The 10,720-nt window shown below is 73.9% G+C and carries 9 protein-coding genes and 2 riboswitches; of the genes, 8 read left to right on the top strand and 1 reads right to left on the bottom strand.

Features of this window, described 5'->3' with window-relative positions; all coding sequences use genetic code 11:
- The 7 genes from ABD944_RS34355 to ABD944_RS34325 all read left to right on the top strand — a co-directional run.
- A partial coding sequence (locus ABD944_RS34355) for a DUF881 domain-containing protein (protein ID WP_345183961.1) occupies positions 1-471 on the top strand: 471 nt, incomplete at its 5' end.
- A gap of 22 nt (positions 472-493) precedes the next feature.
- Entirely contained in the window at positions 494-826 is a 333-nt protein-coding gene (locus tag ABD944_RS34350) for a small basic family protein (protein ID WP_179848850.1), read from the top strand.
- Positions 823-1,596: a DUF881 domain-containing protein gene (locus ABD944_RS34345; RefSeq protein ID WP_345183960.1), complete on the top strand. Its 774-nt coding sequence runs from the start codon at positions 823-825 to the stop codon at positions 1,594-1,596. Before ABD944_RS34350 ends, ABD944_RS34345 begins: the two co-directional genes overlap by 4 nt.
- Positions 1,597-1,905: 309 nt before the next feature.
- Positions 1,906-2,436, top strand: coding sequence for a double zinc ribbon and FHA domain-containing protein (locus ABD944_RS34340; RefSeq protein ID WP_089315636.1), 531 nt, complete (start codon positions 1,906-1,908; stop codon positions 2,434-2,436).
- Between the two features lie 39 nt (positions 2,437-2,475).
- Positions 2,476-3,207: a transcriptional regulator FtsR gene (gene ftsR / locus ABD944_RS34335; RefSeq protein WP_345183958.1), complete on the top strand. Its 732-nt coding sequence runs from the start codon at positions 2,476-2,478 to the stop codon at positions 3,205-3,207.
- Between the two features lie 142 nt (positions 3,208-3,349).
- On the top strand, positions 3,350-3,820 hold the full coding sequence (locus ABD944_RS34330) for a bifunctional nuclease family protein (protein WP_067886188.1): 471 nt from the start codon (positions 3,350-3,352) through the stop codon (positions 3,818-3,820).
- A 319-nt stretch (positions 3,821-4,139) separates the two neighbouring features.
- The gene (locus ABD944_RS34325; protein ID WP_345183957.1) at positions 4,140-4,745 is read left to right on the top strand and encodes a MerR family transcriptional regulator; all 606 of its coding nucleotides are present in this window, start codon (positions 4,140-4,142) and stop codon (positions 4,743-4,745) included.
- A gap of 4 nt (positions 4,746-4,749) precedes the next feature.
- On the opposite strand, the gene ABD944_RS34320 is transcribed toward ABD944_RS34325, so the two are convergent.
- Positions 4,750-7,221, bottom strand: a complete 2,472-nt coding sequence (locus ABD944_RS34320; RefSeq protein WP_345183956.1) for a lysylphosphatidylglycerol synthase transmembrane domain-containing protein — start codon at positions 7,219-7,221, stop codon at positions 4,750-4,752.
- Positions 7,222-7,492: 271 nt separating this feature from the next.
- Positions 7,493-7,587: riboswitch (glycine riboswitch) on the top strand.
- Positions 7,588-7,698, top strand: a riboswitch (glycine riboswitch).
- Positions 7,699-7,757: 59 nt separating this feature from the next.
- Between ABD944_RS34320 and gcvP the strand changes: the two genes are divergently transcribed.
- Positions 7,758-10,628 carry an aminomethyl-transferring glycine dehydrogenase gene (gcvP, locus tag ABD944_RS34315; protein ID WP_345183955.1) on the top strand — a complete coding sequence of 957 codons (2,871 nt, stop codon included), beginning with the start codon at positions 7,758-7,760 and terminating at the stop codon, positions 10,626-10,628.
- The last annotated feature ends 92 nt before the right edge of the window (positions 10,629-10,720 follow it).

Raw genomic sequence — 10,720 nt, 5'->3', positions numbered from 1 at the left:
GTGGCCGCGGCGGGCGCCCCGCGGGCCGACGCGCCCGTCGCCGGCGAGGGCCTCGTGGTCACCCTGGACGACGCCCGGCGCGGCGCGTCGGCCGCGCCGGGCGGCGCCGCCGACGGCCGGGTCTATGATCAGGACCTCCAGGTCCTGGTGAACGGGCTGTGGGCGGCGGGCGCGCGGGCCATCGGCGTCAACGGCCGGCGGCTCACCCCGACCACCGCGATCCGCGCCGCCGGTGAGGCGATCCTGGTCGACTACCGGCCACTCGGCGGGCCCTACGAGGTCACGGCGGTCGGCGACCCCGGGCGGCTGCGGGCCGCCTTCGCCGGCTCGCCCGCGGACCGGCGGCTCGCGGCGCTGCGCGACCGGTTCGGGATCAGGTACGGCACGCGCCGCTCGGACGAGGTGCGGCTGCCCGCCGCGGGGGCGGTCCGGCTGCGGTACGCCGTCCCCGGCGAGGGGGGCGGCCGGTGAGCGGGGGAGGGGTGACCCGGAGATGATCGCGCTGATCGGGCTCGTGGTCGGCGTCACGCTGGGCCTGCTGATCCAGCCGGACGTCCCGCTCTGGCTCCAGCCCTACCTGCCGATCGCGATCGTGGCGGCGCTCGACGCCATGTTCGGCGGCGTCCGGGCCCGGCTGGAGGGCATCTTCGACGAGAAGGTCTTCACGGTCTCCTTCGTCAGCAACACCGTCATCGCCGCGCTGATCGTCTTCCTCGGGGACAAGCTCGGCGTCGGCTCGCAGCTGTCCACCGGCGTCGTGGTCGTCCTCGGCATCCGGATCTTCTCCAACGCGGCGGCCATCCGGCGGAAGCTGTTCGGCGCATGACCGGCGGCGAGGCCACGCGGAAGGCGCCACCGGAGGACGGGCGGGCCGCGGAGAACGAGGGGCCTCCCGAGGACGGACGGGTTCCGCCCGCGCCCGGAGGCCTGCGCGCCCTCGCCGATCTGCTGCGCCCGCGCGTCAGCCCCGGGCAGCTCGTCGGCGGGCTCCTGTGCCTCGTGCTGGGGTTCGCCGTCGCCGCGCAGGTGCGCTCGACCGAGCGCGACACCACTTTCGCCACCGCGCGGCAGGACGAGCTCGTCGGCATCCTCGCGGATCTGGGCCAGCGCTCCGAACGGCTGAGGGGCGACCTGCGGGACCTGGAGGAGACGAAGGCCCGCCTGGAGCGCGACGAGGGCGGAACGGCTCTGGAGGAGGCGCGCGAGCGGGCGACCACCTACGGCCTGCTGGCGGGCACGCTCCCCGCCGAGGGCCCCGGCATCGAACTGCGCATCGACGACCCCCGGCACGGCGTGAAGGCCCTGAACCTTCTGGACGCCCTGGAGGAACTCCGCGACGCGGGCGCCGAGGTCATCCAGGTCGGCGACGTCCGCGTCGGCGTCGACACCCACTTCCTGGACGACCGCGACGGCGTCCGCGCGGACGGCAGGCTCCTCACCGCCCCGTACCGGTTCCTGGCCATCGGCGACCCGCACACGATGACGACCGCGCTCAACATCCCGGGAGGCCTCGTCCGCACGCTGGAGGGCGCCGGGGCCCGCGTCCTGATCACCCGGCGCGCGAAGCTGGCCGTCGGCGCGGTACGGTCTCCCTAGAGGGGACGGGGGGACGGTAAACCGGGCACCGTGCCGGGACGTCGTGATCGCGGCGGTCCGCGCGGCGGCATGGACCTGCGATCATCGTCGAATGTAGTTTGGTGCAGCCGGTTCACCGTTCCGGTTGACCCCTCGGGTGATAGCCGCGTAAGTTGCGGCGACCGTCGCGTGAGCGGGCGGTGAAGCTGGACCGTTGCCGGGGCGGATCCCCGGCGTGGGTTGGGTGAAGGATGCGCGTGGCGCAGGCGGTCCCCGCTACGGCGGGCGGCCCGCGGGCGGCACGCCGATGGTAGGAGGCCGAGCCGATCGATGCCGAGCGTCTACTGCACGCAGTGCGGTCACGCCAACCCGGATGATGCCCGCTTCTGCTCGAACTGCGGCACTCCGCTGAGGAGTTCGGCGCCGCCGCCTCCCCGGGAGTCGCCGGGCGAGTCCACGTCCACGATCTCCATCGGGGGATTCGAGGCGCTGGACACCGACGCCGGCGCCGAGGAGCCGGCCGGGCCCGACCAGATGGCGATGGAGGCGCTCCCCCCGGGCACCGCGCTGCTCGTCGTCAAGCGCGGGCCCAACGCCGGCAGCCGCTTCCTGCTCGACAAGGACCGCACGTCCGCCGGGCGGCACCCCGAGAGCGACATCTTCCTGGACGACGTCACCGTCTCCCGCCGGCACGCCGAGTTCGCCCGGCAGGGCGGCGTGTTCTCCGTCCGCGACACCGGCAGCCTCAACGGCACCTACGTCAACCGGCAGCGGATCGACCAGGCCGGGCTGTCGGGCGGCGACGAGGTCCAGATCGGCAAGTTCCGGTTGGTGTTCCTCACCAACCCGGCCCACGGCTGACGGAACGCGGCGAGGTCGCGGCGAACGATGGGAGGGCCCTTGAGCGCGGAGCCGGCCCGGTCCCCGATGACCATCGGGGACGTCCTCGGGCTGCTCAGGACGGAGTTCCCCGACATCACGATCTCCAAGATCCGCTTCCTGGAGTCCGAGGGGCTCGTCGAGCCGGAGCGCAGCCCCTCCGGCTACCGCAAGTTCGGCGAGGCCGACGTCGAGCGCCTGCGCTACGTCCTCACCGCGCAGCGCGACCACTACCTGCCGCTGCGCGTCATCCGGCAGCAGCTGGAGGCGCGCGACCGCGGTGAGAGCGTCCCGCCGCCCGGCGCGCGCCGCGCCGGCCCGGCCGAGCCTGAGCGGCGGCGCCCCCGCACGCTCGTGGCCGCCGACACCACCGCGGCGGAGCCCGCCGTGCGGCTCACCCGCCGCCAGCTCCTGGACGGGGCCGGGATCGACGAGGCCCTCCTCGTCCGCCTGGAGGAGTACGGCCTCGTCCGCCGGATCGGAGCGCACTACGAGGGCGAGGCGCTCAACATCGCGCGCGTGGCCGCCGCGCTCGAGGACTTCGGCTTCGAGGTCCGGCACCTGCGCGCCGTCAAGGCCGCCGCCGACCGGCAGGTCGGCCTGATCGAGCAGATGGTCGCGCCGCAGCTGCGCCGCCGCAGCCGCGGCGCGCACGAGGAGGCCGCCGAGACCGCGCGCGAGATCGCCGCGCTGTCGGTCCGGCTGCACGCCGCGCTGGTGGGCGCGGGCCTGCGCGAGAGCCTCGACCACTGATCACGCGGCCGGTGGAGGATTTTGCCGTACCCCGCGCGCCGCGAGCTGTCCGAGCCTGGGTGTACGTTGGCTACATGGTTCGGTCAGGAATCGATCCGCTGCACGTGGTGATCGAGACAGCGAGAACCAGCAGGGAGCCGCAGTGAAGCAGATGGAGGTCGTCGGCGTCCGGGTCGAGATGCCCTCCAATCAGCCGATCGTCCTGTTGAAGGAGACGGAGGGCGATCGCTACCTGCCCATCTGGATCGGGGCGGTGGAGGCGACCGCGATCGCCTTCGCCCAGCAGGGGGTGCTGCCCGCCCGGCCCCTCACCCACGACCTGTTCCGCGACGTGCTGGACGCGCTGAGCGTCCAGCTCCGCACGGTCAACATCACCGCGCTGCGCGAGGGGATCTTCTTCGCCGACCTCGTCTTCTCCAACGGCGTCGAGGTGAGCGCGCGCCCGTCCGACTCCATCGCCCTCGCGCTGCGCACGGGCGCCACGATCTTCGCGAGCGAGGACGTCCTGGAGGAGGCCGGCGTCGCCATCCCCGACGAGCAGGAGGACGAGGTCGAGAAGTTCCGCGAGTTCCTCGACACGATCTCCCCTGAGGACTTCGGCCGCGCCGGTTAGGCCTCTCCGGCACCCCGGGGCGAGCGGCCGCTGTGCCGTATGTCACTCTGGAGTGCGAGATCATGCGATCGGGCGAATGGTCGCCCATTGCGCCGGACCTGGCGGTTTTTGCGGGGGAACCATCGGGGTATGGACTGCGTGGGTGACGAAGGTGCGCAGTTTGCCCACGTGAAGCCGGTTCATCCGGGCATGCGACGCGCCGACGGTGAACGTTGACCACACCCTGACCGGCACCTACCGTGCTGGTGGAACACCCGTGGTGTTATTCGTCAAACCCCCTTGACGAACCGCTACGGGATGATAGAAGCCGGAGGTCCGCGTGGCGGTGAGCAGCGGCGAGGGCAAGGCGACCCCCGACAGGCGCGTGGCGTCCCGCCGTGCCGGAGAGCAGGGCCTGCTCTTCGACACCCAGGTGTCGGCGCCGCCGGAGGACGTCGGTTACCGCGGCCCGACGGCGTGCGCCGCGGCGGGCATCACCTACCGGCAGCTCGACTACTGGGCCCGCACGAAGCTGGTGGAGCCGAGCGTGCGGTCGGCCCAGGGGTCCGGCAGCCAGCGGTTGTACAGCTTCCGCGACGTCCTCGTCCTGAAGGTCGTCAAGCGGCTCCTCGACACCGGCGTCTCGTTGCAGCAGATACGCACGGCCGTCTCCCACCTGCGCGACCGCGGCGTCCAGGACCTCGCCCAGATCACTCTGATGAGCGACGGCGTCAGCGTCTACGAGTGCACCTCGCCCGACGAGGTCGTCGACCTCCTCCAGGGCGGCCAGGGCGTGTTCGGCATCGCGCTCGGACGGGTGTGGCAGGAGGTGGAGGGCAGTCTCGCGGAACTGCCCGCTGAACGCGCCTCCACCGGCGACGAGGACCCCGCCGGGCACCACCACGACGAACTGGCCGACCGGCGGCGCGCCCGCCGCACCGGCTGACCCCTCAGAGCGCCTCTTTGCGCTGCAGGAAGGCGAACGCCCCCCACCCCGGCAGGACCGGCAGCCACAGCGTCAGGAGCCGGTAGAGCAGCACCGCCGACGTGGCCGTCTCCGCCGTCAGCCCCGAGATCGTCAACGCCAGCGTGAGCGCGCCCTCGACGGCGCCGAGCCCGCCCGGCGTCGGCGCCGCCGAACCCACCGCGTTCGCGGTGAGGAACACCAGCACCACCGTCGTCCACGGCAGCGACCCGCCGAACGCCCGGATCGAGGCGTCCAGGCACAGCGTGAACGCCAGCGTCAGCAGCAGGGTGCCGCCCATCCCGGTGGACAGCTTCTTCGGCGACTGCAGCACGTCCACCAGGCGCGGCACCACGCCCGAGAACATGGCCCTCAGCCGCGAGGCGACCACCCGCCGCACCCGCGGCACCGTCAGCGCGAGCCCCGCGAGCAGCCCCAGCCCGAGCACCGCGAGCACGATCGTCCGGGACGGGGCCAGGTCCTGCGTCGCCTTCGCCGTCGAACCGGTCAGGAACCCGAACAGCACCAGCAGCAGGATGTGGGTGACCATCCCCACGAGCTGGGACGCGCCCACGCTCGCGACGGCGAGGGCGGGCCGGACGCCCGAGCGCTGCAGGTAGCGCGTGTTGACGGCGACGCCGCCCACGGCCGCCGGCGCGACCAGCTTCACGAACGACGCCGCCAGCTGCACCAGGACCGTCCGCCCCAGCGGCAGCCGCTCCGGGACGAACCCCATCAGCATGAACGCTGCGGCGACGTAGGTGAGCGCCGCCGCCCCGAGGGCCGCGGCCACCCAGTGCCAGCTCGCCGTGGCCGCGAGGCGGCCGATGTCCAGGCTCGTCACCTGGGGGATGACGATGTACGCCGCGACCGACAGCGCCACGATGCTGACGATGGTCCGCGGCCGGAAGCGCTCCAGCTTGGCCGGGGGCGCCTCCGTCTCCGGCTTCAGCCGGACGATCTGCTCCCGGATGCGGGTCAGCAGGTCCTTGTGGTGCCGCAGCGCGGTGCGGGTCGCCCGCGACAGCGCCACCCGCTGCAGCAGCGGCACCGCCCCGCCGAGGGCCTCCTCGCCCAGCACCGGCGCCGCCGTCCCCACCGCCCGCTCCGGCCCCGCGCGCAGCGCCAGCGTCGTGAGCAGCTGCGCGAGGTCCAGGCGCAGCGCCAGGTCGCCGGCCGCCGTCTCCCCGAACCGCAGGTCGGTCAGGTAGGCCAGCCCGTCGTCGCCGACCAGGACCGCCTCGCCCTCCAGCCGCCGGTGCGCGAGCCGCCCCGCCTGCAGCGCCCGGAACTGCCGCCACACGTCCGCCAGCAGCTCGTCGGTGATCTCCGCGTCGGGGACGTCCCCGAGCCGCCGCCCCGGGACGTGCTCGTAGGCCAGCAGCGCCGCCTCGGTGCCGACCTCGCACGTGCCGACGAGCCGGGGCGTCCGGGCGCCCGCGGCGTCCACCGCGTACGCCGCCAGCGACTCCAGCTCCAGGGACCGGCGCAGCGACCGCAGCGTCCGCCCCGTCGTGGCGCCGCGCAGCCGCAGCAGCCGCCAGACGCGGTAGAGCAGCCCGGCGGTCTGCTGGTCGCGGTCCAGGACGCGGACCTCCACGTCCCAGTCGCCGTGCCGCCCCCGGCCCGCCGGGAGCCGGGCGCCGTACCCGCCCTGCGGGGAGGGGGCGAGGGCGACGCCGTAGCGGCGGGTCTCGTCGGCGTCGTGCGTGCCGTCCAGGCGCGCCGCCCGCCGCGGGTGCAGCCCGAGCCGTTCGAGCGCGGCCACCACGGCCGTCCCGGACGGGCGGGGATTCGGCGTCCCGACGGCGTAGAGGGTGCCGTGGCCGATGGCGCGGCCGAGCAGGTAGGTGGCCGCCAGCGCGGCGACGGAGGCGTAGGACGCCGTCAGCCCCGTCAGCGCCGCCAGTCCGATCATGGTCCAGGTCGCGGCCTGCCAGCGGGCGCGGCCCGCCATCCCGACCGCGCTCACGAAGGCGATGACCGGGGCGATGTCGGTGTGCACCGGCGCGGTCTCCGTGCCGCCCCAGATCAGCGAGTCGAGCACGCCGCCCGGCGCGGCCCGCACCACCAGGTCGTCCAGGCCCACCGTGATCCCGAACGCGATCATCGCGGCCAGCAGCGCGATCGCCACGCGGACGCCGTCCTTGTGGAAGAGCCGCTCGATCGCGAACGCGATCGGCACGGCCAGCACCCCGAAGCTGGACACCAGCGTCGCCAGCGTCAGCAGCAGCCGCGGCGCGTGCGCGGTGCCCTGCGCGATGTCGGTCTGCAGGCCGTGGGTGGTCTGCTGCGCGATCGACACCAGCAGCATCACCGCCGCCAGCCCCACCACGGACGCCGCGAACCGGATGGCGTCGGAGGGCCGGCGGATCCGGTACGGCTGGGCGGGCTCGTCGACGGGCGCGCCGACCGCGCCCTGCGCCGGGCGCACCGCTCCGTCGTGGGTCTGTGTCACGCCGTACCGCCGCCCTGACCATCCGCCATCGTGATCAGCGTCCCAGACCCGGCGGCGCGCCGTCGAGTCGCGGGGCCGCCGCCGGGACGCGCGTCCATCCCGCAGCCTCGTCTCCCCGCCCCCGTGCGGCCCGGGGCCGTCGCGCCCCAGGTGAGTCAGCACATGGTACTCGCCGGTAGACCGCCCGCGCCGCGGGGCGCGGCCCCTTCCGGCGGGCCGGAACGACGTCGCGGACGCGCCTTTGGGTAGGGTTCGACCTAGGACATGCCGTCAACCCTGTGCGGGAGAGACCCCACGCCGCCAGCGTGGGGCGCCGAAGGGGCAACCTCCCCGGAACCTCTCAGGCAAAAGGACCGCACGGGCGAGGCACCTCTGGAAAGCAGGCGTCGGTCCCCGCGCGCGGGGAAGGGCGGCTCACCGAAGGGGAAACCCCGCCGCGCGGGTGAAGCTCTCAGGTGCCATGACAGAGGGGGAGAACGGCCGCCGGCCCGCGCCGGCGGCGCACCTGAGCGACCGCAGCAGCCAGGAGGCCCTCCATGACCGCCCAGTTCTTCGCCCCTGTGGCCGCGCCGCAGCATCCCCGGTCGGCGTTCGCCGACCGGCATGTCGGCCCCTCGCCGGACGACCAGGCGAGGATGCTGGCCGCCATCGGCTACTCCGGCGCCGAGGCGCTGATCGACCACGCGGTCCCCGCCGCGATCCGCACGTCCCGTCCGCTGGACCTGCCGCCCGCGCTGAGCGAGACCGCCGCGCTGGACCGGCTCCGCGAGCTCGCGTCCCGCAACACCGTCCTGACGTCCATGATCGGGCTCGGCTACCACGGGACGACCACGCCCGGCGTGATCATGCGGAACGTGCTGGAGAACCCGGGCTGGTACACCGCCTACACCCCCTACCAGCCGGAGATCTCCCAGGGGCGGCTCGAAGCCCTGCTGAACTTCCAGACGATGGTGGGCGACCTGACCGGGCTGCCCGTCGCGAACGCCTCCATGCTGGACGAGGGCACCGCCGCCGCCGAGGCCATGGCCCTCGCGCACCGCGTCTCCCGGCGCAAGGAGCCCGGGGCGTTCCTCGTCGACGTCGACACGCTCCCGCAGACGATCGAGGTCGTCCGGACCCGCGCGATCCCGCTCGGCATCGAGATCGTCATCGCCGACCTGTCCCGCGGCCTGCCCGACGGCGACTTCTTCGGCGTGCTGCTGCAGTACCCGGGCGCGTCCGGCGCCGTCCGCGACCTGGAACCCGTCATCGCGCAGGCCCACGAGCGCGGCGCCAAGGCCGTCGTGGCCGCCGACCTGCTGGCGCTGACCCTGCTGCGCCCGCCCGGCGAGTCCGGCGCCGACATCGCGGTGGGCTCCGCGCAGCGGTTCGGCGTCCCCTACGGGTTCGGCGGACCGCACGCCGGCTACATGGCGGTCGGCGAGGGCATCCAGCGCCAGCTCCCCGGCCGGCTCGTGGGCGTGTCCGTCGACGCGGACGGCGCCACCGCCTACCGGCTGGCCCTCCAGACCCGCGAGCAGCACATCCGCCGCGAGAAGGCCACCAGCAACATCTGCACCGCCCAGGTCCTGCTCGCCGTGATGGCGAGCATGTACGCCGTGTACCACGGCCCCGAGGGGCTGGCCGCGATCGCGCAGCGGACGCACCGCCGGGCCGCCGAGATCGCCGCGGGGCTGCGCGCCGGCGGCGTCGAGGTCGTCCACGACTCGTTCTTCGACACGGTCCTGGCCCGCGTGCCGGGCCGCGCCGCCGAGGTCGTCGCGGCCGCCCGCGAGCGCGGAATCAACCTGCGCCCGGACGGCCCCGACCGGGTCGCGGTCGCCTGCGACGAGACGACGCTGCCCGCGCACGTGACGGCCGTGCTCGAGGCGTTCGGCGCGACCGAGGTGGGCGAGGTCCCCGAGGCGTTCCCGGACGCCCTGCGCCGCGAGAGCCCCTACCTGACCCACCCCGTCTTCCACGCGCACCGCTCCGAGACCGCGATGCTGCGCTACCTGCGCAGGCTCCAGGACAAGGACATCGCGCTCGACCGCTCCATGATCCCGCTCGGCTCCTGCACGATGAAGCTCAACGCCACCGCCGAGATGGAGCCGATCACCTGGCCGGAGTTCGCCGCGATCCACCCGTTCGCGCCGCTCGACCAGGCCGCCGGCTACGTCGAGCTGATCGGCGAGCTGGAGGGCTTCCTCGCCGAGATCACCGGGTACGCGAAGGTCTCCGTCCAGCCGAACGCCGGCTCCCAGGGCGAGCTGGCCGGCCTGCTCGCCATCCGCGGCTACCACGCGTCCCGCGGCGAGGAGCACCGCGACGTCTGCCTGATCCCCTCCTCGGCGCACGGCACCAACGCCGCCAGCGCCGTCATGGCCGGGATGCGGGTCGTCGTCGTCACGTGCGACGAGGGCGGCAACATCGACCTCGACGACCTGCGCGCCAAGCTCGGCAAGCACGGCGAGCGCCTCGCGGCGATCATGGTGACCTACCCGTCCACGCACGGCGTCTTCGAGGAGACGATCACCGAGGTGTGCGCGGCCGTGCACGAGGCCGGCGGCCAGGTCTACGTCGACGGCGCCAACCTCAACGCGCTCGTCGGCCTCGCCCGCCCCGGCGAGTTCGGCTCGGACGTCTCCCACCTCAACCTGCACAAGACGTTCTGCATCCCGCACGGCGGCGGCGGCCCCGGCGTCGGCCCGATCGGCGTCCGCGAGCACCTGGCCGCGTTCCTGCCCAACCACCCGATGCGCGAGGAGGCCGGCCCCGGCACCGGCGTCGGCCCCATCTCGGCCGCCCCGTGGGGATCGGCCGGCATCCTGCCGATCTCCTGGGCCTACATCGCGATGATGGGCCCGGACGGGCTGCGCGCCGCCACCGAGGGCGCGATCATCGGCGCCAACTACCTCGCCGCCCGCCTCGCCCCGCACTACCCGATCCTCTACACCGGCCGCGACGGCCTCGTCGCGCACGAGTGCATCGCCGACCTCCGCAAGATCACCAAGGAGACGGGGATCACCGCCGAGGACGTCGCCAAGCGCCTCATCGACTACGGCTTCCACGCCCCGACCCTGTCGTTCCCCGTCGCCGGCACCCTGATGATCGAGCCCACCGAGTCCGAGGACCTCGCCGAGCTCGACCGGTTCTGCGACGCCATGATCGAGATCCGCCGGGAGATCCAGCGCGTCGCCGACGGCGGCTACGACGCCGAGGACAACCCCCTCAAGAACGCCCCCCACACCGCCGCCTGCCTCGTCTCCGACGACTGGAAGCACGCCTACACGCGCGAGGAGGCCGCCTACCCCCTCCCGTCCCTGCGGGAGAACAAGTACTGGCCGCCCGTCCGCCGCATCGACCAGGCCTACGGCGACCGCAACCTCGTCTGCTCCTGCCCGCCCCCCGAAGCGTTCGAGGACTGAATTGGATTGTGGTTTCCAGGCTGAGGCGCCTAGGGGCGCCTCAGCCTGGAAAGCCACGTGCGATCGCTCGCATCGCTTCGGCTCGCCTTGCG

Origin of the sequence: Actinomadura verrucosospora, assembly GCF_039540335.1 — a bacterium.
In the GTDB taxonomy this organism is placed as follows: domain Bacteria; phylum Actinomycetota; class Actinomycetes; order Streptosporangiales; family Streptosporangiaceae; genus Spirillospora; species Spirillospora verrucosospora.
This window is presented reverse-complemented; position numbering and strand designations above follow the sequence as displayed.

Excerpts from the sequence above, each read along its gene's own strand:
- ABD944_RS34345 (WP_345183960.1), top strand. The coding sequence starts at position 823 with ATGACCGGCGGCGAGGCCACGCGGAAGGCGCCACCGGAGGACGGGCGG.
- gcvP (WP_345183955.1), top strand. The coding sequence starts at position 7,758 with ATGACCGCCCAGTTCTTCGCCCCTGTGGCCGCGCCGCAGCATCCCCGG.
- ABD944_RS34350 (WP_179848850.1), top strand. The coding sequence starts at position 494 with ATGATCGCGCTGATCGGGCTCGTGGTCGGCGTCACGCTGGGCCTGCTG.
- ABD944_RS34340 (WP_089315636.1), top strand. The coding sequence starts at position 1,906 with ATGCCGAGCGTCTACTGCACGCAGTGCGGTCACGCCAACCCGGATGAT.